This is a genomic window from Streptomyces prunicolor NBRC 13075, from assembly GCF_000367365.1.
Taxonomy (GTDB): domain Bacteria; phylum Actinomycetota; class Actinomycetes; order Streptomycetales; family Streptomycetaceae; genus Streptomyces; species Streptomyces prunicolor.
The window spans coordinates 41186-62596 of the sequence record NZ_BARF01000003.1 but is presented as its reverse complement, the minus strand read 5'-3'; the positions used below and the strand labels follow the sequence as shown (position 1 = coordinate 62596).

The following is a 21411-nucleotide window of genomic DNA, read 5'->3' as shown; positions in this document are numbered from 1 at the left end:
AGTTGGGACACCGCCGAGGAACACCTGGCGTTCTACACCGAGGGCCCGCCGTCCAGTGGCAGAAGGCGTCCGCCGGCGAGCGGGCCGCCTACGCCGCCGACGTCAACCGCCGGACGTCTGCGGAGCGAGCTTGATCTAGCGCAGGGCGATGAGCCCTGCGTCCGTCGGTCTGAAGCCGCACGCTCCAAAGTAGAAGGGACGCAGATGCTCTTCAAAGTCAACGTGGAGCCATTCACAGTCCGCTGCCCGGGCGCCTTGCGCCGCGGTCGTCACGAGTTCGCTCCCGACACCGGTCTTGCGCATGTCCTGAGCGACCATCGTGTCGAGAACGAAGGCATGGACGCCACCGTCCCAGGCGACGTTGACAAACCCTACGAGCCTGCCGTCTTCTCGGGCACAGACCCAGCCGAGGCTGTGACGGTGCACTTGTGTCTGCCAATCGATGGGCAGCTGGGCGTGACCGAACGCCTCCGCGTGGAGCGCGTTGACGACGGCGTTGTCGAAGTCGCCGCGCCACTCATACGTGATGGTCATGGGCCGCATCGTAGGTCGGGAGACGTCCGGCTCAGCCCTCTTTTTCCGGGGCCCATGCCCTTTTCGGCCAGGGGCATTCCGGGAGTTGAGAGCCGACCCACCACGCACGAAGCCCCGTCCACACAAGGACGGGGCTTCGGACTTACCGCTCTACTGCTCTACAGGGCGCTACGGCTTACAGCCCGCCCTCACCCATCCCGTGCACCGCCGGAATCGTCCCCAGCCGCCCCTTCTGGAAGTCCTCGAACGCCTGCTGCAGCTCCTCGCGGGTGTTCATGACGAACGGGCCGTAGTGCGCCATCGGCTCGCGGATCGGCTGGCCGCCGAGGATCGCGACCTCCAGGTCCGGGGTGTTCCCGTCCTGCTGCTCGTCCGCGCGGACCGTCAGGGACGAACCCGCGCCGAAGACCGCGGTCTGGCCCATGTGGATCGCGCGCCGCTCCGCACCGACGGAGCCCTTGCCCGCCAGGACGTACGCGACACCGTTGAAGTCCTCACGCCAGGGCAGCGTGACCTCCGCACCCGGCGCCACCGTCGCGTGGATCATCGTGATCGGCGTGTGCGTGATACCGGGACCCTGGTGACCGTCCAGCTCACCGGCGATGACCCGCAGGAGCGCGCCGCCGTCGGGGGTGGTGAGCAGCTGGACCTGGCCACCGCGGATGTCCTGGTAGCGCGGGGGCATCATCTTGTCCTTGGCCGGGAGGTTCACCCACAGCTGGAGGCCGTGGAAGAGCCCGCCGGACACGACCAGCGACTCCGGCGGCGCCTCGATGTGCAGCAGGCCCGCGCCCGCCGTCATCCACTGGGTGTCGCCGTTGGTGATGGTGCCGCCACCGCCGTTGGAGTCCTGGTGGTCGAAGACGCCGTCGATGATGTAGGTGACGGTCTCGAAGCCGCGGTGCGGGTGCCAGGGGGTGCCCTTGGGCTCTCCCGGCGCGTACTCCACCTCGCCCATCTGGTCCATCATGATGAACGGGTCGAGGTGGCGGTAGTTGATCCCGGCGAACGCGCGGCGCACCGGGAAGCCCTCACCCTCGAAACCGCTCGGCGCGGTCGAGACGGCGAGCACGGGACGTGCCACGGCGTCGGCCGGCGCGGCCACGCGGGGCAGGGTCAGCGGGTTCTCTACGGTCACTGCAGGCATGTCGGGACCTCCTTGTGCGTCGAGTTTAGTTGAGCGTTGAACTTTCTGCTACCCCACAACAGAAGAAGCCCGGAGGGCATTCCCTCCGGGCGTTCCGTGACACAGGGTGATGGACGTCAGCCGTACATAGTGAGTGCTCGGCCGTACACAGTGAGTGCTCAGCCGTACATCGCGAGTGTTCAGCCGTACATCCTCCGCATCGCGAACTCCACCATCTGCTCGACCGCCTTCGCGTCGAACACCATCCGGTGCTCGCCCTCCATGTCGACGACGAAGCCGTAGCCCGTCGGCAGCAGGTCGATGACCTCGGCGCCGGTGATCACGAAGTACTTGGACTCCTTGCCGGCGTAACGGCGCAGTTCCTTGAGCGAGGTGAACATCGGGATCACCGGCTGCTGGGTGTTGTGGAGCGCGAGAAAGCCCGGGTTGTCGCCGCGCGGGCAGTACACCTTGGAGGTCGCGAAGACCTGCTGGAAGTCCTCGGCCGCCATCTGCCCGGTGGTGAACGCGCGCACCGCGTCCGCGAGCGAGGGCGGGGACGGCTCGGGGTAGAGCGGTGGCTGCTGGCCGTAGCCGCCCACGCCACCGGCTGCCTGCTGCTGGGGCGGGACGTACCCCTGCTGAGCGCCCACGTTCTGGTCGTAGCCGTACATGCCCGCAAGAGTAACGAGTCACAGATGGACGGCTTGGGGTTGCGTCTTATTACCGGCGGGTAGCATCATCGTAGCTACTGCTTAGTACACGTCTCGTCGTAACAAGTCTCGTCCAAGTCTCGTCGTACATATCTCTCTACGGATCTTTCTACGGAGTCGTCGCCATGGGGCACTACAAGTCGAATCTCCGCGACATCGAGTTCAACCTCTTCGAGGTCCTCGGGCGCGACAAGCTGTACGGAACGGGTCCGTTCGCGGAGATGGACACGGACACCGCGAAGAGCGTCCTGGAGGAGCTGACCCGGCTCGCGGAGAACGAGCTGGCGGAGTCCTTCGCCGACGCCGACCGCAACCCGCCGGTCTTCGACCCGGAGACGAACACCGCGCCCGTGCCGGCGTCCTTCAAGAAGAGCTACAAGGCCTTCATGGACTCCGAGTACTGGCGGCTGGGGGTTCCCGAGGCCATCGGCGGTACGACGGCTCCCCCGTCGCTGATCTGGTCGTGCGCGGAGATGGTCCTCGGCGCCAACCCGGCCGTGTGGATGTACTGCTCCGGTCCGGCCTTCGCCGGGATCCTCTACGAAGAGGGCAACGACGCACAGAAGAAGATCGCGCAGCTCGCGGTGGACCGGACCTGGGGGTCCACCATGGTGCTGACCGAGCCCGACGCGGGTTCCGATGTCGGCGCGGGCCGTACCAAGGCGATCCAGCAGGACGACGGCTCCTGGCACATCGAGGGCGTCAAGCGCTTCATCACCTCCGGTGAGCACGACATGGAGGAGAACATCCTTCACTACGTGCTCGCGCGGCCGGAGGGCCACGGGCCGGGCACCAAGGGGCTCTCCCTCTTCCTCGTGCCGAAGTTCCTCTTCGACGTCGAGACCGGCGAGCTGGGCGAGCGCAACGGCGTCTACGCCACGAACGTCGAGCACAAGATGGGCCTCAAGGCGTCCAACACCTGCGAGATGACCTTCGGCGACCGGCACCCGGCCAAGGGCTGGCTGATCGGTGACAAGCACGACGGCATCCGGCAGATGTTCCGGATCATCGAGTTCGCTCGCATGATGGTCGGCACGAAGGCCATCTCGACGCTGTCGACGGGCTACCTCAACGCCCTCGAGTATGCCAAGGAGCGCGTCCAGGGTTCCGACCTCGCGGCCTTCGGCGACAAGGCCGCGCCCAAGGTCACCATCACGCACCACCCGGACGTGCGCCGCTCGCTGATGACGCAGAAGGCGTATGCCGAGGGCATGCGCGCCCTGGTGCTGTACACCGCGTCGATCCAGGACGCGATCGCCGTCAAGGAGGCCGAGGGCGAGGACACGGCCACCGAGCACGCGCTCAACGACCTGCTCCTGCCGATCGTCAAGGGCTACGGCTCCGAGAAGGGCTACGAGCAGCTCGCGCAGTCGCTGCAGACCTTCGGCGGCTCCGGGTTCCTCCAGGAGTACCCGATCGAGCAGTACATCCGGGACGCCAAGATCGACACCCTGTACGAGGGCACCACGGCGATCCAGGGCCAGGACTTCTTCTTCCGGAAGATCGTCCGCAACCAGGGCGCGGCCCTCAACTCCCTCGCCGAGGACATCAAGAAGTTCCTCGCGCTGGGCACCGGCGGCGAGGACCTGGCGGGCGCCCGCGAGCACCTCGCCAAGGCGGCCGTCGAGCTGGAGGCCATCGTCGGTCTGATGCTCACCGACCTCGCGGCGACCGAGCAGGACGTCAAGAACATCTACAAGGTGGGCCTCAACACCACCCGCCTGCTGCTCGCCTCCGGTGACGTGGTCGTCGGCTACCTGCTCCTCAAGGGCGCCGCGATCGCCACCGAGAAGCTGGAGACCGCTTCGGCGAAGGACAAGGCCTTCTACACGGGCAAGATCGCGGCGGCGAAGTTCTTCGCGGCCAACGTTCTGCCGGGCCTCACCCTGGCCCGCAAGGTCGCCGAGGGCGTAGAACTGGACCTGATGGAGCTGGACGAGGCAGCCTTCTAGCCGACCGCGGAACGCCTTCCGGCCGACCGCGGACGCCTGCGGGGCAGCCGCGGAACACGTTCCAGGACAACACCGGTACAGCTTCGCGAAACCCCACATCGCCCTTGTGAGGGCCCGTTCCCGACGTCGGGAACGGGCCCTCGTACGTCGTTAAGGTGAACCCCATGAGCGAACCCTCCCGCTTCGACCGCGGCCACACCGACGACCTGTTGTCCTTCCTGGCGGCGAGTCCCACGCCGTACCACGCCGTGGCGAACACCGCCGAGCGGCTGGAGAAGGCAGGCTTCAGGCAGGTCGCCGAGACGGACGCCTGGGACGGGACGAGTGGCGGCAAGTACGTGCTGCGCGGTGGCGCGATCGTGGCCTGGTTCGTCCCCGAAGGTGCGGACCCCCACACGCCCTTCCGCATCGTCGGCGCGCACACCGACTCCCCGAACCTGCGGGTCAAGCCGCGCCCCGACACCGGCGGGCACGGCTTCCGCCAGGTCGCCGTCGAGATCTACGGCGGGCCGCTGCTCAACTCCTGGCTGGACCGCGATCTCGGTCTCGCCGGCCGGCTGACCCTGCGGGACGGTTCGACCCGCCTGGTGAACGTGGACCGGCCGCTGCTGAGGGTGCCCCAACTCGCCATCCACCTGGACCGTTCCGTGTCGGCGGACGGACTCAAGCTCGACAAGCAGCGCCACCTCCAGCCGATCTGGGGCCTCGGCGACGACGTCCGCGACGGCGACCTGATCGCCTTCCTGGAGGAGGAGTCGGGGCTCGCCCCGGGCGGGGTCACCGGCTGGGACCTGATGACCCACTCCGTGGAGGCGCCCTCCTACCTGGGCCGTGACCAGGAGCTGGTCGCCGGTCCGCGCATGGACAACCTGCTGTCGGTGCACGCCGGCCTCGCGGCCCTCACCCTGGCCGCCGCCCGCGAGAACCTGCCGTACATCCCCGTGCTCGCCGGTTTCGACCACGAGGAGAACGGCTCGCAGTCCGACACGGGCGCGGACGGGCCGCTGCTCGGCGGGGTCCTGGAGCGCTCGGTGTTCGCGCGCGGCGGGTCGTACGAGGACCGGGCGCGGGCCTTCGCCGGGACCGTCTGCCTGTCCTCCGACACGGGCCACGCGGTGCACCCGAACTACGCGGAGCGGCACGACCCGACGCACCACCCGCGGGTCAACGGAGGGCCGATCCTCAAGGTCAACGTCAACAACCGCTACGCCACGGACGGTTCGGGCCGCGCGGTGTTCGCCGCCTCCTGCGAGAAGGCCGGCGTGCCCTTCCAGACCTTCGTCTCCAACAACTCCATGCCCTGCGGCACGACCATCGGCCCGATCACCGCGGCCCGGCACGGCATCAAGACCGTCGACATCGGCGTGGCCATCCTCTCGATGCACAGCGCCCGCGAACTCTGCGGCGACCGCGACCCGTACCTGCTGGCCAACGCGCTGGCGGCGTTCCTGGAAGGCTAGTCAACCCGCCTGTGGCGCATGGGTGTTGCCGTCCCGGGTACCCGGAGGCGGACCGGGCCGACCGGACCGGACAGGGAGGCGACACTCATGGGCCTGGGCGGATGCATCATCCTGATAGCCGTCGGCGCGATCCTCACGTTCGCGACCGACTGGCACATGCAGGGGGTCAATCTCGACCTGGTCGGCGTCATTCTCATGGCCGTCGGACTGATCGGGGTCGTGACGTTCAGCAGCATCGCGCGGCGTCGACGGGTCCTGCTACCGGGTCAGTCGACGGTCGTCGAGGACGACGAGACGCGCGGCTACCGCGGTGGCTACGGCGCCTGAGCCGAGGCAGATTCAGGGCGTAGTCCACACTCGGGCCGAATCGCCCGCACAGGACATACACAGCCAACCGTGAGCAATCCGTGACGCGGTGCGCATTGTGCGATTGTGTGAACCTCGTGAAGACTCTGTGCAGTTGAGGGCCCGGGGAGAGGCAGCCCCGGGCCCGTCTCACGATCTTCACGGGGGAGGCCGCTGCCGTGCTCGAACCACGGCTGGTGGTCCTGATCCCGGCCCACAACGAAGCGGACCGCATCGGCGCCGCGATCGAGGGCCTGTGGCGCCAGACCCGCAAGCCCGACCTGATCGTCGTCGTCACGGACAACTGCACCGACGACACCGCCGCCGTAGCCGCATCGCACGGAGCGGAAGTCTTCGCCACGCAGGGCAACCTGCACAAAAAGGCCGGCGCCCTCAACCAGGCCATCGACTGGGTCCTGCCCCACCTCGACGAACGCGACCTCCTCCTCGTCCAGGACGCGGACACCGTCCTCAACCCCTGGTTCAGCGAGACCGCGACGGCCACCTTCAACCGCAAGGTCGGCGCCGTCGGCGGAGTCTTCTACGGCGAACAGGGCGGCGGACTCCTCGGCCTGCTCCAGCGCATGGAGTTCCAGCGCTACGCCTGGGAGCTGGACCGCACCGGCGGCAAGGCCCAGGTCCTCACCGGCACCGGCACGATGTTCCGCGCCCGCGTCCTGCGCGAGGTGCGGCAGGCCCGCCACGACGGTCTCATCGGCGGCGGCGACGGCTACTACAGCCTCGCCTCCCTCACCGAGGACGACGAGATGACCAAGGCGGTCAAGACCCTCGGCTACCGCGCCATGTCCCCGGCGGGCTGCGCGGTCACCACCGAGGTCATGACCAGCCTCCCCAAACTCTGGCACCAACGCCTCCGCTGGCAACGCGGCGCCCTGGAGAACCTCCGCGACTACGGCTGGACCAAGGTCACCGCCCGCTACTTCCTCCAGCAGTTCCTGATGGGCTTCGGCGCCCTGTCCTTCCTGGTCTACCTGACCTTCATGGCCACCTACACGACGATCTACGGCTTCCCGGGCATCTCCCCGTTCTGGACCGCGATCGGCCTGATCTTCGTGGTCGAGAAAACCGTCTCCGTCCGCCGCGCAGGCCCCCTCGCCGTCCTGGTCGCCGCGCTGATGATCCCCGAGATGCTCTACGACCTCTTCCAGCACGCCGTCTACTTCACCTCCCTGTGGGGCCTGGCCCGCCGCAGCGAGGAGAAGTGGGTGGCGACCTAGCCCACCCCCCGCACACCGGAACGCTTCACCGGAGCCCTTCGGCTCTGTCGGAACCCTTTAGGAGAAACGTTTATGTACGGAAGAGTTGTCGGCGCCGGCACGACCGGCGCCGGTGGGGCCACGCTGGCCGCGACGGGCCTGTGGCTGAACAGCATGGCGATGATGGTGGCGGCGACGACGCTGGTGGCGGCGGGGATGGCGCTCTACAAGCTGGCACCGCGAGCGCGTCGGCGATAGGTCGTTGCCGGTGGTCCCCCGTTTCAGGCGTCCTGGTCGTCTCGGCCGTCTCGGTCGTCCATGCCGGCCAGGACGAGGGGGAGACGGTCCGCCCCGCCGCTGGTGAGGCGGACCGGGACACCCCAGTCCTGCTGGTGGACATGGCAGGCCGGGTATTCGTTGGCCGGGTCGTCGTCACAGGAGGCCGCCATGGCCGACACGTGCAACACGCCTTCCGCCACGGCCGAGTTGAGGGTCAGGGCGCGGTTCAGGTCCGTGCCCGCGCCCTCGCCGCCGACGAGCAGCTCGGGTGGGGTGGCGGAGACGAGCAGTCGGGTCGAGGGGCCGTAGCGCGTGTCGAGCTTCTGCCCGGCCGGGGCCTGGAAGATGACGTCCAACTTCAGCTCGCCGGGGGCGACTTCGGTGGCCGCGCGCTGGGTGCGATGGGCGACGGACTCGACCCGCACGGCCTCTTCCGGCAGGCGCAGCCGGGTCAGCCGGTGCCGCGCCGACTCGACGACCAGGATCTCGTCACCGACCAGCACGGCGTCGCTCGGCTCCCTCAAGTCCGTGGCCAGCGTGGTGACTTGACCGGTCGCGGGGTCGTAACGGCGCAGGGCGTGGTTGTACGTGTCGCTGATCGCGACCGAGCCGTCCGGGAGCGCGGTGACACCCAACGGGTGCTGGAGCAACGCCTGTTCGGCCGCTCCGTCACGGTGCCCGAAGTCGAAGAGTCCGGTGCCTACGGCGGTGTGGACGGCCCCGTCGAGGTCCACCCAGCGCAGGGCGGACGTCTCGGAGTCGGCCACCCAGAGCCGGTCGGCGGTCGCGGCGAGCCCGGAGGGCTGGGCGAACCAGGCCTCGGGACCGGGTCCGTCGACGAGGCCCTCGTTGGTGGTGCCGGCGGTGACGGCGACGGTGTTGTCGTTCGGGTCGTAGGCCCAGAGCTGGTGCACGCCGGCCATGGCGATCCAGAGCTTGCCGTTCCACCAGGCCACGTCCCAGGGGGACGAGAGGCTGACCTCGCGGGCGGTGCCCGAGGTGGGTTCGCCCTGCATCCACTGGTGTCCGGTGCCGGCGAGGGTCGTGAACCGGCCCGTCTCCGGGTCGAAGCGCCGGATCATGTGGTTCACGGTGTCGGCGACGGCCACGGAGCCGTCCGGCAGCAGCGCCAGGCCCTGCGGCTCGTTGAACCGCGAGCGGACCCAGGTGCTGTCGGTGTGCCCGCGATCGCCCTGACCGATCCGCCGTACGACCGTCTCCCCGTCCGCCGCCAGCTCGACCAGTTGGTGCCGGGTGGTGTCGCTGACCAGGAAGTTCCCGGATGGCAGGGCGATCGCCCTGCCGGGGAACCGCAGGACAGTCGGCTCCGGCTCCGGTGCCACATACGGACCGTCCCCGCGCCGAAGCGTCCCCTTCGCGGCATGCTCGGTCTCCAGCTCCTCCACCAGCCGCTCGATGGCGTGCGCGTGCCCCTCGCCCGCGTGCTGCGCGACGACGTACCCCTCCGGGTCGATGACGACGAGCGTCGGCCACGCGCGCACGGCGTACTGCTTCCAGGTCGCCAACTCCGGGTCGTCGAGCACCGGATGCTCCACGCCGTACCGCTCGACCGCGTCCGCGACCGCCTGGTGCTCGGCCTCGTGCACGAACTTCGGCGAGTGCACGCCGATGATCACCACCGTGTCCCGGTGCTTCCGCTCCAACTCCCGCAGCTCGTCCAGAACATGCAGGCAGTTGATGCAGCAGAAGGTCCAGAAATCCAGGATGACGATGCGTCCCCGCAGGTCGGCGAGGGTGTACTGCTTGTCACCCGTGTTCAGCCAGCCGCCCTTGCCGGTGAGCTGGGGGGCGCGGACGCGGGCGCGTCGGGAGGTGCGGGGCGAGGATGCGTCGGTCATGGATCAAGAGTGCCACCGGCCACTGACAGTCACGCCAGCGCGTGCCCCGTCGTAGCGTCCACATGGTCCGGTACGGCCTCGTGGTGGTCGCCGACCGTGAGGGTGCCGGTCGGTTCGAGGACGAGGATCTCCGTGGGGACGGGGGCGTACGGCTTGTGTTCCGTGCCGCGCGGGACCGTGAAGACGGAGCCCTTGGGGAGAACGACCGTGCGCTCCCCCGAACCCGAGCCCGCCGACTCCCGTAGGGCGATGTGCAGTTCGCCGTCCAGGACCAGGAAGAACTCGTCGGTGTGGTCGTGGGTGTGCCAGAGATGTTCGCCCTCGACCTTCGCGACGCGTACGTCGTAGTCGTTGACGGTGGTGACGATGCGGGGGCTCCAGCGGTCGGTGAAGGAGGCGAGGGCGGCGGGGAGGGAGATGGGTTCGGTGGTGGTCATGCCAGTCATCGTCGGGGGTGGTCGGGCCGCCGTACGAGTGCTAGGAATCGCACATGCCGCAAGGATCCTCGCAGCGCCCTCCGTCGCAGCCCCACCGTGTCGCCGTCATCGTCGACGAGGGCACCAACCCCTTCGAGGTCGGCGTCGCCACCGAACTGTTCGGGCTGCCCCGGCCCGAACTCGGGCTGTCCGGGCCGCTGTACGAGGTGCTGGTGTGCGCGCCCGCGCCTGAGGTGCGGATGAACCACGGGTTCTTCACCCTCACCGGGGCGCACGGTCTCGACGCGGTGGACTCGGCGGACACCCTCGTCGTGCCGGGGCGGCCCGACAACGTCGTACCGCGCGGTGGTGACGTCCTCGACGCCATCCGGCGCACCCACGCGCGCGGGGCCCGTGTCATGAGCCTGTGCACCGGGAGCTTCGCGCTCGCCGAGGCCGGACTGCTGGACGGCCGCCGGGCGACCACGCACTGGATGTGGGCCGACCGTTTCCGCGCCCTGCACCCGCGCGTGCGGCTCGAACCGGACGTTCTCTTCGTGGACGACGGGGACATCCTCACCGCCTCCGGCAGCGCCGCCGCGCTCGACCTCGGGCTGCATGTCGTACGGCGGGACCATGGCGCCGAGATCGCCAACGCGGTGTCCAGGAGGCTGGTCTTCGCGGCCCATCGGGACGGCGGGCAACGGCAGTTCGTGGAGCGGCCGTTGCCCGATGTGCCCGACGAGTCGCTCGCGCCGCTGCTCGCGTGGGCGCAGGAGCGGCTGGGGGAGCCGTTGACGGTGGCCGAACTTGCCGCCCGCGCGGCCGTCTCCCCCGCGACCCTGCACCGGCGCTTCCGGGCGCAGCTCGGGACGACGCCGTTGGCATGGCTGACCGGGGAGCGGGTGGCGCTGGCGTGCCGGCTGATCGAACGCGGGGAGGAACGGCTCGACGTGGTCGCCGCGCGGTGTGGTCTCGGGACCGGGGCGAACCTCCGAGTACGGCTGCGGAAGGAGACCGGATTGAGCCCGTCGGCCTATCGGCGGCGTTTCGGACCGGCTGCCGGGGAAGCCGTAATGTCATGAGATTCCTCGTACGCGATCGGATCCTCGGCTTCGGTGAGGATTACTGGATCGAGGACCAGAACGGCAACAAGGTGTTCCTGGTCGACGGCAAGGCCATGCGCATCAGGGACACGTTCGAGCTGAAGGACACGCACGGGCGCGTGCTCATCGACATCCACAAGAAGATGCTCGCCCTGCGCGACACGATGGTCATCGAACGGGACGGTGAGCCCCTGGCGACCATCAGGCGGAAGCGCTTCTCCCTGCTGCGCAACCACTACAAGGTGTCCCTGGTCGACGGCACCGAACTCGACGTCAGCGGCAAGATCCTGGACCGCGAGTTCGGCGTCGACTACGACGGCGAGCTGCTCGCGCAGATCTCCCGGCGCTGGCTGCACATCCGGGAGACGTACGGCGTCGACATCGTCCGGGAGGACGCGGACGCGGCACTGCTGATCGCGGTGGCGGTGTGCGTGATCCACCTGGCGGAGAAGGAGCGGGAGGACTAACGCACTTCCTGGTCGGCGGCCGTACGGGCACGAGCGCGTGCCCGGCGGCGCTCCTTCAGGCGGTCCCCGAGGTAGCCGCCTACGACGAACAGCGCGCCGAAAACCGCGCTGGCCGTCCAGCTGGGAGGGTCGTCGGCCATCCTGCCCACGAGCCAGACGAACACCGTCACGGGGCCCCACTCGACGAGCATGGTGGCCAGTACGGTGCGGGGGCGGGCGGCCGACCAGGAATCGCGTGGCGCGGTGTCGTAGCGGTCCGGGGCCTGGAAGGCGCGTCCGAGTGCGGCCAGAGGCCGCCCGGCTCTGCCGCTCAACTCGCGCCCCGCGGACGCTCCAGCCCCAGCACCCGGTCCTTCAGCGCCGGGAACTGTTCCCTCGTCACCGCCACCTTCGCCGGGTCGAACTCCACCGTGAGGATCTCCTCGCCCGCGCCCGCCTCCGCGAGGACCTCGCCCCAGGGATCGACCACGATCGAGTGACCCGCCTGGGGAACTCCGGCGTGCGTACCGGCCGTTCCACAGGCGAGGACGAAGGACTGGTTCTCGACGGCGCGGGCCTGGGCCAGCAGGGTCCAGTGGGAGCGGCGGCGCTCGGGCCAGCCCGCGGGGAGGACGAGGGTCTCGGCGCCGGCGTCGACGAGGCCGCGGAAGAGTTCGGGGAAACGGAGGTCGTAGCAGGTGGCAAGACCGAGGGTCGTCTCGGGCAGCCGGACCGTCACCAGCTCGCTGCCCGCGCCCATCAGCACGGCCTCGCCCTTGTCGAAGCCGAAGCGGTGGATCTTGCGGTAGGCGGCGGCCAGTTCACCGGAGGGGGAGAAGACGAGAGACGTGTTGTAGAGGGGGCCGTCTGGGTCCCGTTCAGGGATCGAGCCCGCGTGCAGCCACACGCCCGCGTCGCTCGCCGCCTTGGCCATCGCCTCGTAGGTCGGGCCTTCCAACGGCTCCGCCTCCTCGGCGAACCGCTCGTAGGCGAACGCACCCGTCGTCCACAACTCCGGCAGGACGACGAGGTCGGTACCGGCCTGCTCGCGGACGAGGGACGCCACTCGAACCCGGCGAGATTCGACCGATTCGCCCTCGTCTACGGCGATTTGGAGGAGAGAGGCGCGCACACTACCACCGTCCTGGCATTCGAGCCGTTCACACGGGCCTACGATCGTCACACGAAAGCACTGCCGGGGTGCCTCACAGCAGCGTAACTTAGCGTTTCAAGACACCCGCCGACAGCCACCTCCCGCTGGCAACGCCGCCCGCCACCCGACCTGTACCGACCGCCGAGGGGTCCCGTTCCGTGAGTCTGCATCCCACTCTCCAGCCCTACGCCGACGCCTGGACCCACTCCATCGACGCGATATCCGAGCTGGTGACCCCGCTCGCGGAGGGAGAGTGGAACCGGCGAACGCCGTGCCCGGGCTGGTCGGTGCGTGACGTGGTCTCGCACGTCATCGGGCTGGACAACGAGATGCTCGGCGACCCGCGCCCCATCCACACCCTCCCGCGCGACCTCTACCACGTCACCAACGAGCACCAGCGGTACATGGAGATGCAGGTCGACGTACGCCGCCACCACACGGCGCCGGAGATGACGTCGGAGCTGGAGTACACGATCATCCGCCGCAACAGGCAGCTGCGGAACGAGTCGCGGGATCCCGGCACGAAGGTGCGCGGCCACGTCAGCACCGAGGTCACGCTCGAACAGTCCATGCGGAACCACGCGTTCAACGTGTGGGTGCACGAGCAGGACCTGCGCGCCGCCCTCGGCCGCCCCGGCAACCTCGACTCACCCGGGGCGCACATCGCCCGTGACGTGCTGCTCGACGCACTCCCGAAGGTGGTCGCCGACGACTCGGGCGCCCCGCGCAGTTCGGCGGTCGTCTTCGACGTGCACGGCCCGATCGAGTTCCTCCGTACGATCCGCGTCGACATCCAGGGCCGCGGCACCCTGGAGACGGCGCCCGCGCTCGGCCCCGCCGCGACCCTGATCCTCGACTGGGAGACGTACGTCCGGCTGGCCTGCGGACGGGTCACCGTCGACTCGGCGTCGGACAAGGTCAAGGCGGACGGCGACCCGGAGCTGTCGGCGTCGATACTGCGGAACTTCACGGTCACCAAGTAACCGTCACCAAGCAACCTCCATCGAGCAACGGTCACCAAGTAGCAGCGGCGGCGCGGAAATTCGTTGTCGCCGGTCGACCGTCTGTCGTTAGCCTCCGCCGCATGTCTGACATGACGTCCGAAACCGAGAAGACCCAGAAGACCGAGCCTGACGACGGGCCTCCCCGGCTCACCCGGCTCGCCTTTCACAGCCCGCTCTCCGAGGCGCGCGCCGACGGGATCGTGCGGCGACTGGCCGGTGCGGGGCCGCGCACGGTGCTCGACCTCGGCTGCGGCTGGGGCGAGTTGATGCTCCGGGTCCTGACCGCCGTACCGGAAGCGCGGGGTGTCGGGGTCGATGTGAACGCGCGGGATCTGGCGCGTGGGCGGCGCGATGCCGAGGCGCTGGGGCTCGCGGCGCGGGTCGAGTTCGTCGAGGAGTCGGCCGTGGGGACGGTGCGCGGGCCGGCCGATCTCGTGCTGTGTGTGGGATCGAGCCATGTCCTCAGTACCGAGGAACCTCCCCGGCACACCGCTGAAGCCCTGCGGGAGTTGCGGCGGCTCGTCGCCGACGGCGGACGCGTGCTGTTGGGCGAGGGGTTCTGGCAACGCCCGCCCACGACGGCCGAGTTGGCCGGGATGTGGCCGGAGGCGCGTGCCGACGAGCACTACGACCTGGGGGCGCTCCTCGACCTCGCCGTGGCGGCCGGGTTCCGGCCCGAGTGGACCGAGACGGCGAACGCGGACGAGTGGGAGGAGTTCGAGTCCGGGTACCAGGCGGACGCGGAGGTGTGGCTCGCCGGGCACGGTGACCATCCCCTGGCCGCCGAGACGCGTGAACGTCTCGACCGGCACCGGGCCCAATGGATGAGCTACCGGGGCGTGTTGGGGCTCGCCTATCTCACGCTCGTCCCCATCGCCCCCTTCGTACCGGCGTAAGAAGGTCGTGTGAGAGCGGTGTGAGAAAGCGTGGGGCTACGCCGGCACGTGCACCGTCTCCACCCGGCTCGCCACGAGCCGTTCGCGCTCGCGGCGGGCCGCCCGGCTGCGCAGCCGGAGGATCTGGCTGATGCCGATCGCCTGGAGCACGAAGATCACCGAGAAGGCGATCGAGTAGTTGTCGTCGGTCGCGTCGAGGAGCACGCCGACCGCGAACAGGGTCGTCATCGAGGCCACGAAACCACCCATGTTGGTGATTCCGGAGGCGGTGCCCTGACGCTCCGGCGGGTTGGCCGGGCGGGCGAAGTCGAAGCCCAGCATCGAGGCGGGCCCGCACGAGCCGAGCACCGTGCACAGCACGATCAGCAGCCACATCGGCGCGTGCTCACCGGGGTAGACGAGCACGACCGCCCAGGTGAACGCCGTGACACCGACCGTGCCGAGCGCCAGCGGCAGCCGCGCGGTGTGGTGCCGGGCGACGATCTGGCCGTAGATCAGGCCGACCAGCATGTTCGACAGGACGACGAGGGTGAGGAGTTCGCCGGCGGTGGCCCGGGACAGTCCCTGCGCCTGGACCAGGAACGGCAGGCCCCACAGGAGCAGGAACACCATCGCCGGGAACTGGGTGGTGAAGTGCACCCAGAGGCCGAGGCGGGTGCCCGGTTCGCGCCAGGACGCGGCGATCTGACGGCGGACGTAGGCGGCGCCGCGGTGCGGGAAGGGGGCCGGTTCGTGGCCCTCCGGGTGGTCCTTCAGGAACAGAAGGAGCAGGACGAGGACCACGACGCCCGCGAGCGCGCTGCCCGCGAAGGCGGCCGTCCAGCCGATGCCGTGCAGCAGGCGGGCGATCACCAGGGTGGAGACGAGATTTCCGGCCATTCCCGCGAGGCCCGCGAGTTGGGCGACCATCGGGCCGCGCCGCGCCGGGAACCAGCGGGTGCCGAGCCGCAGCACGCTGATGAAGGTCATCGCGTCACCGCAGCCGAGCAGCGCGCGGGAGGCGAGGGCGGTGCCGTAGGAGGGGGAGAAGGCGAAGCCGAGTTGCCCGGCGGTGAAGAGAACCACCCCGATGGTCAGCACCTTCTTGGTGCCGAGGCTGTCGACGAGGAGGCCGACGGGTATCTGCATGCCCGCGTAGACGAGCAGTTGGAGGATCGAGAAGGTGGAGAGGGCCGAGGCGTTGACGTGGAAACGCTCGGCGGCGTCGAGCCCGGCGACACCGAGGGACGTACGGAAGATGACGGCGACGAAGTACACGGAGACGCCGATGCCCCACACGGCGAGGGCGCGGCGGCCACCGGGCGGATCACCGGGCAGGGACATCGAAGAAGCGGAACTCGAACTGCTACTGCTGCTCATCGGACCTCGCCCCGGGCCAGGTGGGAGAACCAGTCGACGTGCTGGTGGACGATCCCGGCGGCCGCCTCGGCGTCGCCGGTGCGCAGGGCGTCGAGGATCGCCGCGTGCTCGGTGAGCGTCTTGGCGATGCGGTCGGGGTGCGAGTGCATGATGGCGACGCCCATCCGCAGCTGCCGGTCGCGAAGTTGGTCGTAGAGGCGGGAGAGGATCTCGTTGCCGCCGCTGCGGACGATCTCGGCGTGGAAGCAGCGGTCGGTGACGGCGGCGCCGGCCAGGTCGCCCGCGGCGGCCTGCTCCTTCTGCCGGTCGAGGAGTTCTTCGAGCCGCGCGATGAGGGTCGGCGACGCCGGTACGACCTTGCGGACCGCGTGCTGCTCGACCAGCATCCGGGTCTCCACCACGTCCGCGATCTCCTGCGAGGAGACGGGCAGGACCAGGGCGCCCTTCTTCGGATAGAGCCTGATCAGCCCCTCGACCTCCAGCCGCAGCAGCGCCTCCCGCACGGGTGTCCGTGACACTCCGACGGCCTCGGCCAACTCGCCCTCGGTGAGCAGGGTTCCGCCTTCGTAACGCCGGTCCAGGACACCCTGTTTGACGTGGGTGTAGACGCGGTCGGCGGCGGGGGGTTGCTTGACGGCGGGTGGTGAGGCGACGGACGGAGCGGGGGACAGGGACGGCATGGGGACAGCATAGATACAACACGTACGCATGAGGATGGGCGTCCAGGATGCGGACGGAACCAAGGGGAGCCGGGCTCGCGTCTACGGGGATGCGTGTACGGCGTGAGTTTCCGTAGTTTCCGCGGCCGGTTCTCGGGGGCGTTTCACACATTCGGGGAACCCGGCGCAGCAACCGCACAACCTTCTGTGCTACTTACGTGTCACACACGTGCGGCCCTTTCTTTCCCCCCTCCAACTGGGCCGCTCCTCAGGGGCATTCAACGTATTCGGGGTACCTCAGTTGATTACTGCCATTACCGGCATCAAGGGCAGCCGTTTCCGCAGAGCCGCCGCGGTCACCGTGACCGCAGGCGCCGTGCTCGCGACCGGCGCCCTGACCGCGGCACCCGCGCAGGCTGTTACGACGCCCACCATCACCGCCAAGGGCGGGTTCCTGATGAACAGCGCGAACGGCAAGACCCTCTTCGCCAAGGCGGCCGACACCAAGCGGCTCACGGCCTCCACCACGAAGGTCATGACGGCGAAGGTCGTGCTCTCCCAGTCGAGCCTGAACCTGAACGCCAAGGTCACGATCAAGAAGGCGTACAGCGACTACATCGTTGCCAAGGGCGCCTCGTCCGCGCACCTGATCGTCGGTGACAAGGTCACTGTCCGTCAGCTGCTGTACGGGATGATGTTGGAGTCCGGCTGCGACGCCGCGATGGCCCTGGCCGACAAGTACGGCTCCGGTTCGACGGTCTCCGCCCGCACCAAGAACTTCATCGCCAAGATGAACACCACGGCCAAGAGCCTGGGCATGACGAAGACGCACTTCGACTCGTTCGACGGCAACAGCAACGGCAACAACTACTCGACGCCGCGCGACCTGACGAAGGTCGCGGTCAGCGCGATGAAGCTCTCCACCTTCAAGACCGTCGTGAAGACCAAGTCGTACACGGCGAAGACGACCACCAAGACCGGTTCGACCCGGAGCACGACCTGGGCCAACACCAACACGCTGCTCGGCTGGAACGGCACCCTCGGCGTCAAGACCGGCTCGGGCACCCAGGCCAAGTACTGCCTCATCTTCGCCGCCACGAAGAACGGCGAATCGATGATCGGCGCTGTCATGACCGCCGCCAACGCGACCAACCGCACGGCGGACGTGAAGAAGCTCATCAACTACGGCTACGCGAAGATCAGCTGACGTTCAGATCCACATTGGGGCCTGCCGCATGTCAGCGGCGGGTCCCTTTGTCGTACGGCGGCTCGCGTACGACATTCCAATACGGCTTCTCGTACGACCGTCCCGTGAGGAGTTGAGTCGGCGATGTCGGCGAACGACCGAGAACTGGCCCAGTACTTCGCTCTCGAGGGCGCCCGAACTCTGCTCAGCCAGTACAGGGACTACGGCAATCCCGTCCCCGACGACGCCGAGGCGTGGCGGCGGGACCTGTTCCCGGTGATCCGGGGACTGTGGAACGCGGGGGAGGACGGCGGCCGGAACCTGTACGAGATCGCGGCGCAACTCCGCCTGGCGGCCGACCTGTTCGCGCACGACCCGGCCGGCGGACACCCCTCCCTCACGAACTTCCCGGGGGCCGAGTCGGCGGCCCGCACACCCGAGGTCTACCGGGAGGTGGCCGCGTATGTGGAGCGCTGGAAGGCACCGTTCGACCGGGAAACGCTCTTCGGAACACCCCTGGCCACCCGTGAACTCGCCCTGCGTTTCCCCCGGTTGAACCAGTTCCTGGTGAGCTACTTCGGCCAGGACGGACTCGCCGTCGACGACGACATGCAGGACGCCACGTTGGAGGAGGGCCTCCACCTGGTCATCTCGGACACCCACCCGTGGTGCCCCTGGCAACTGCCGGGCCTGATCGCCGAGTGCGCGGAGGCACGCGCGGTGTTCCACACCGAGGAGCAGTTGGACGCGTTCTTCGGCGGGGGCGGGATGGGAGGGGGGTCGGCGGGCGAACGGTTCACCGACTTCTTCCCGATCGTCGTCGACGCGTTCACGGAGCACCTGCGGGAAGCGCACTCGCCGATGTGGGAGCGGGGCTAGACGACACCCACGACCACCACCTGGGGACACCCCTCACCGTCGGCAAGACCGTCTGGGCGGAGTTGGACATCCCGAAAAAACCAACGGAGCTCGCCCCACGCCGAATTGAAGGCTTCCGAAATCCCGGTCGACCGTAGGATCATTGCAACCGCAAGTGCCATGTGATGCCGACGTGACAGGGACGGGGACGGGGGTACGGCATGACAGTGCCTGGAATCGGGGCGGGCGGAGGTGGGGGCCGAGGTGGAGGCGGCAGCCCCGACCTGCACGTCACCTCCACCGACCTCACCAAACTCGCCGGCGACCTCGACGACATGCAGGACCACCTCGACAAGCAGATCAAGCGGATGGACGCGATCGTCGACCGCATCGAAGCCGGCTGGCACGGCCCCGCGGCGACGGCGTACCGCGAGTTCCACCGCGCTGCGACCGAGGACGCCGTACGCATCCGCGAAGTGATGAAGCTGCTGGAACAGGCCGTACGGATGAGCCGCGACGGCTTCTCCTCGAACGACATCGAGGTGCTGGAGCACATGCGGACGATCCAGGTCGACATCGGCAGCGAGGTCGACAAGCTGTCCACGCCGAACGCGGAGGCGACAGGAGATACGCCGACGCCGCCGCCACCGACCCGCAGCAGCCTCGACTCCTTCTGATCCTTCCGACCCTTCCGACCCTTCCGACCCTTCCGACCGCGAGCCTTCAAGTGCCCGTCGCCCAGCCGTAGTTATCGACCGATATCCAGGGGGATCATGTCGACCGGGGCTTCCGCCGACGACGATCACATAGCCGTCTCCTTCGCCACACTCCACGACCTCGCCGCCGAGCTGGAGGACATCCTCAAGCAGCTCAACGGCAGAATCGACGACCTTTACGACCGTGCCGAACCGGTCGTCCTGTCATGGAAGGGCGAGGCCCGCGAGGTCTTCGTCCAGAAGCTCGACGAGTGGGACCACTCCGCGCAGGATCTGCAGGCCGCGCAGAAGTGGCTGCACGCGTACGTCACGACGGGGCACGCGAACTACTCGGCCGCTCATCGGGCGGTGCTGCGCGGCTGGGGAGCGGCCTGATGGCGGACCGGCCCAGCGACGCGGAACGCCAGGCGGAACGGGACCAGTTGAGAACGGCCGCGCCCGACGCGGGTGGTGGGTTCGACGTGCGGCCCGCGCACCTGTACTACACGTCGACGGTCGTACGGGACGGGCAGTTCGACTACGACAAGGGCGCGACCACACTCGTCGACGCCCTCAACGCGTACAGCCAGTCGGCGGGCACCGGGTGGGGCCCGGACTCCTTCGCCAACGTCTATATGCAGATCGCCGAGAAGTTCACCAAGGTCTGGGCGGCCAGCGTGGTGAGCGTCGGCGGTGTCGCGGTCGGTCTGACCATGACCGCCAACAACTACCAGGCGGCGGACTGGTCCTCGCGCGGAATGTACGGCCCGTCGCCCCGCCGCACCCCACCCGTCGTCATCGACAGAGTGCCCGACTACGGGAAGATCAACGACGTCAAGTGGAGCGGAACCGGCGAGGACGCCGACTCGTGGGCGATCTCCGGCGCGCTCGGCGAGATCCCCGACTTCCTCGCGGAGGTCATGAAACCCGCCATCGAGTACGGGCTCAACCTCGGCAAGACCACCGAGATCACACCGGGCGCCCGCGACGACGATCTCAAGGGAATGGCCACCGCGTGGCGGGCGGCGGCGAGCGCCGCGTCGAAAGCCGGGGACAACTTCACGTCCGCGATCACCTACATGACGGACCCTCAGGGCAACAGCGACTGGCAGAAGGCGATGAAGGCGTTCTGCCAGTCGATCTGGGGGACCACCGCCTGGGGCCGCAGCCGGAACGCGCAGGGGCAGATCGCACAGCAGGGCGCCCGCGCCTGGAAGACGTCGGGCAACGTGGCGCCCGCGCAGCGCCAACCGATCCTTCAGGTGCTGCACAACACCGCCGACACCCTCCAGAAGACCTGCGACGAGCTGGCCCAGGTCGTGAAGACCTGTCGGGACACCACCAGCGACCTCGCCAAGCAGGCGGCCAAGGGGATGGTGCAGGACCTGACGACCGGGCTCGACCTCATGGACCTGCTCGAACTCGCCGCCACCGACATGTTCGGCAAGCTGGTCATGAGCTTCCGCGAGCACATGGACCGGGAGGCCGCGGACAGGGCCGTCGACATCTACCAGCAGGCGTTCAGCGATGCCGCCTCCACACTTCTCCAACTGGACTGGGAACTGGACGAAGCGCTCCGGAGCGCACCCACGTTCATCGCGGAGGAGGCCAGGGCCGAGGCCTTCGGCGGCCGGTCGTTGAACGAGTTCAAGAAGGAGCACAAGCTGCTGAACGGGGAGAACCCGATCCCCTACAAGTACACGATCGACCTGGCGATGGAGGAGGACCTCGGCGGCGGCCACACCATCGACAAGCACGTCGGCAAGACCGACGCCCAGCTCCTGCAGCGGCTGCGCGACCAGGCCAACGCCTCCGGCGCCCCCTCGATCCCGGCGGCCTCCACCTTCACGGACCTGGCCTCGGCGCAGAAGTACACCCAGGACTGCATCCGGCAGAAGAGCGGCGACATCGACAGGTGGCTGCAGACCGGGCCCCCGCCCCAACCGTCCAGCCCGGTCTTCGAGGTCACCTCGGTGAGTTCCGACCCCAACAACCCGCTGGCCGTCAGCCCGGTGACCGGGCGCACCTCAAGGGTCGTCAACGGCCAGGCGACCCCGGTGACCGACGCGCACGGCGTCGCCACCCGCCTCAAATACGATCCCAACCTCGACCCGCCCTTCGTCGTGGTCACCTCCATGCCCAAATAGG

23 protein-coding genes are annotated in these 21411 nt (G+C 68.8%); 14 read left to right on the top strand and 9 right to left on the bottom strand.

The features are described from left to right. Positions 1–135 precede the first annotated feature (135 nt). The 3 genes from SPR02S_RS01945 to SPR02S_RS01935 all read right to left on the bottom strand — a co-directional run bounded on the left by SPR02S_RS01945 (position 136) and on the right by SPR02S_RS01935 (position 2334). Positions 136–534, bottom strand: a complete 399-nt coding sequence (locus SPR02S_RS01945; RefSeq protein WP_019055244.1) for a GNAT family N-acetyltransferase — start codon at positions 532–534, stop codon at positions 136–138. A 175-nt stretch (positions 535–709) separates the two neighbouring features. Then, the gene (locus SPR02S_RS01940; RefSeq protein ID WP_078622785.1) at positions 710–1681 is read right to left on the bottom strand and encodes a pirin family protein; all 972 of its coding nucleotides are present in this window, start codon (positions 1679–1681) and stop codon (positions 710–712) included. A 179-nt stretch (positions 1682–1860) separates the two neighbouring features. After that, positions 1861–2334, bottom strand: a complete 474-nt coding sequence (locus SPR02S_RS01935) for an SseB family protein (RefSeq protein ID WP_019055242.1) — start codon at positions 2332–2334, stop codon at positions 1861–1863. 164 nt (positions 2335–2498) lie between these two features. Here SPR02S_RS01935 and SPR02S_RS01930 point away from each other — a divergent pair, with 164 nt between their 5' ends. The 5 genes from SPR02S_RS01930 to SPR02S_RS63905 all read left to right on the top strand — a co-directional run bounded on the left by SPR02S_RS01930 (position 2499) and on the right by SPR02S_RS63905 (position 7605). After that, positions 2499–4325, top strand: coding sequence for an acyl-CoA dehydrogenase (locus SPR02S_RS01930; RefSeq protein WP_019055241.1), 1827 nt, complete (start codon positions 2499–2501; stop codon positions 4323–4325). A 164-nt stretch (positions 4326–4489) separates the two neighbouring features. After that, positions 4490–5785, top strand: a complete 1296-nt coding sequence (locus SPR02S_RS01925; RefSeq protein WP_019055240.1) for a M18 family aminopeptidase — start codon at positions 4490–4492, stop codon at positions 5783–5785. Positions 5786–5872: 87 nt separating this feature from the next. Continuing rightward, entirely contained in the window at positions 5873–6112 is a 240-nt protein-coding gene (locus SPR02S_RS01920) for a DUF6458 family protein (protein ID WP_019055239.1), read from the top strand. Between the two features lie 197 nt (positions 6113–6309). Continuing rightward, positions 6310–7368: a glycosyltransferase family 2 protein gene (locus SPR02S_RS01915; protein ID WP_019055238.1), complete on the top strand. Its 1059-nt coding sequence runs from the start codon at positions 6310–6312 to the stop codon at positions 7366–7368. Positions 7369–7440: 72 nt separating this feature from the next. Beyond that, positions 7441–7605 (top strand): hypothetical protein, encoded by a 165-nt coding sequence (locus tag SPR02S_RS63905; protein WP_019055237.1) that lies wholly within the window; start codon positions 7441–7443, stop codon positions 7603–7605. A gap of 23 nt (positions 7606–7628) precedes the next feature. Here the strand turns inward: SPR02S_RS63905 and SPR02S_RS01905 are convergent, their stop codons facing one another. Further along, positions 7629–9485: a thioredoxin-like domain-containing protein gene (locus SPR02S_RS01905; RefSeq protein ID WP_019055236.1), complete on the bottom strand. Its 1857-nt coding sequence runs from the start codon at positions 9483–9485 to the stop codon at positions 7629–7631. 29 nt (positions 9486–9514) lie between these two features. Further along, positions 9515–9922 (bottom strand): cupin domain-containing protein, encoded by a 408-nt coding sequence (locus SPR02S_RS01900; protein WP_019055235.1) that lies wholly within the window; start codon positions 9920–9922, stop codon positions 9515–9517. A 53-nt stretch (positions 9923–9975) separates the two neighbouring features. Between SPR02S_RS01900 and SPR02S_RS01895 the strand changes: the two genes are divergently transcribed. Together SPR02S_RS01895 and SPR02S_RS01890 are read left to right on the top strand one after the other, a co-directional pair. After that, positions 9976–10986, top strand: a complete 1011-nt coding sequence (locus tag SPR02S_RS01895; protein WP_019055234.1) for a GlxA family transcriptional regulator — start codon at positions 9976–9978, stop codon at positions 10984–10986. Further along, positions 10983–11474: an LURP-one-related/scramblase family protein gene (locus tag SPR02S_RS01890; RefSeq protein WP_019055233.1), complete on the top strand. Its 492-nt coding sequence runs from the start codon at positions 10983–10985 to the stop codon at positions 11472–11474. The genes SPR02S_RS01895 and SPR02S_RS01890 overlap by 4 nt, the downstream gene beginning before the upstream one ends. Here SPR02S_RS01890 and SPR02S_RS01885 read toward each other — a convergent pair. Together SPR02S_RS01885 and SPR02S_RS01880 are read right to left on the bottom strand one after the other, a co-directional pair. Next, positions 11471–11788 (bottom strand): hypothetical protein, encoded by a 318-nt coding sequence (locus SPR02S_RS01885; RefSeq protein ID WP_019055232.1) that lies wholly within the window; start codon positions 11786–11788, stop codon positions 11471–11473. The genes SPR02S_RS01890 and SPR02S_RS01885 overlap by 4 nt on opposite strands. Continuing rightward, entirely contained in the window at positions 11785–12585 is an 801-nt protein-coding gene (locus tag SPR02S_RS01880; RefSeq protein ID WP_026150123.1) for a carbon-nitrogen family hydrolase, read from the bottom strand. Before SPR02S_RS01880 ends, SPR02S_RS01885 begins: the two co-directional genes overlap by 4 nt. A gap of 179 nt (positions 12586–12764) precedes the next feature. Between SPR02S_RS01880 and SPR02S_RS01875 the strand changes: the two genes are divergently transcribed. Then, a complete protein-coding gene (locus SPR02S_RS01875; RefSeq protein ID WP_019055230.1) occupies positions 12765–13589 on the top strand; it encodes a maleylpyruvate isomerase family mycothiol-dependent enzyme in 825 nt (274 codons plus the stop codon). Between the two features lie 110 nt (positions 13590–13699). Beyond that, on the top strand, positions 13700–14506 hold the full coding sequence (locus tag SPR02S_RS01870) for an SAM-dependent methyltransferase (protein WP_019055229.1): 807 nt from the start codon (positions 13700–13702) through the stop codon (positions 14504–14506). Positions 14507–14542: 36 nt separating this feature from the next. Here SPR02S_RS01870 and SPR02S_RS01865 read toward each other — a convergent pair whose 3' ends face one another. Next, positions 14543–15865 (bottom strand): MFS transporter, encoded by a 1323-nt coding sequence (locus SPR02S_RS01865; protein ID WP_052346895.1) that lies wholly within the window; start codon positions 15863–15865, stop codon positions 14543–14545. After that, the gene (locus SPR02S_RS01860) at positions 15862–16545 is read right to left on the bottom strand and encodes a GntR family transcriptional regulator (protein WP_019055227.1); all 684 of its coding nucleotides are present in this window, start codon (positions 16543–16545) and stop codon (positions 15862–15864) included. The genes SPR02S_RS01865 and SPR02S_RS01860 overlap by 4 nt, the downstream gene beginning before the upstream one ends. 280 nt (positions 16546–16825) lie before the next feature. On the opposite strand from SPR02S_RS01860, the gene SPR02S_RS01855 reads away from it, so the two are divergent. The 5 genes from SPR02S_RS01855 to SPR02S_RS58820 all read left to right on the top strand — a co-directional run bounded on the left by SPR02S_RS01855 (position 16826) and on the right by SPR02S_RS58820 (position 21410). Further along, positions 16826–17731 (top strand): D-alanyl-D-alanine carboxypeptidase family protein, encoded by a 906-nt coding sequence (locus tag SPR02S_RS01855; RefSeq protein WP_245607471.1) that lies wholly within the window; start codon positions 16826–16828, stop codon positions 17729–17731. Positions 17732–17854: 123 nt separating this feature from the next. Then, positions 17855–18589 (top strand): hypothetical protein, encoded by a 735-nt coding sequence (locus SPR02S_RS01850; RefSeq protein WP_019055225.1) that lies wholly within the window; start codon positions 17855–17857, stop codon positions 18587–18589. 200 nt (positions 18590–18789) lie between these two features. Beyond that, positions 18790–19245, top strand: coding sequence for a WXG100 family type VII secretion target (locus SPR02S_RS01845; RefSeq protein ID WP_019055224.1), 456 nt, complete (start codon positions 18790–18792; stop codon positions 19243–19245). Positions 19246–19341: 96 nt separating this feature from the next. Then, positions 19342–19659, top strand: coding sequence for a WXG100 family type VII secretion target (locus SPR02S_RS01840; protein ID WP_019055223.1), 318 nt, complete (start codon positions 19342–19344; stop codon positions 19657–19659). Continuing rightward, positions 19659–21410, top strand: a complete 1752-nt coding sequence (locus SPR02S_RS58820; protein ID WP_026150121.1) for an RNase A-like domain-containing protein — start codon at positions 19659–19661, stop codon at positions 21408–21410. The genes SPR02S_RS01840 and SPR02S_RS58820 overlap by 1 nt, the downstream gene beginning before the upstream one ends. The last annotated feature ends 1 nt before the right edge of the window (position 21411 follow it).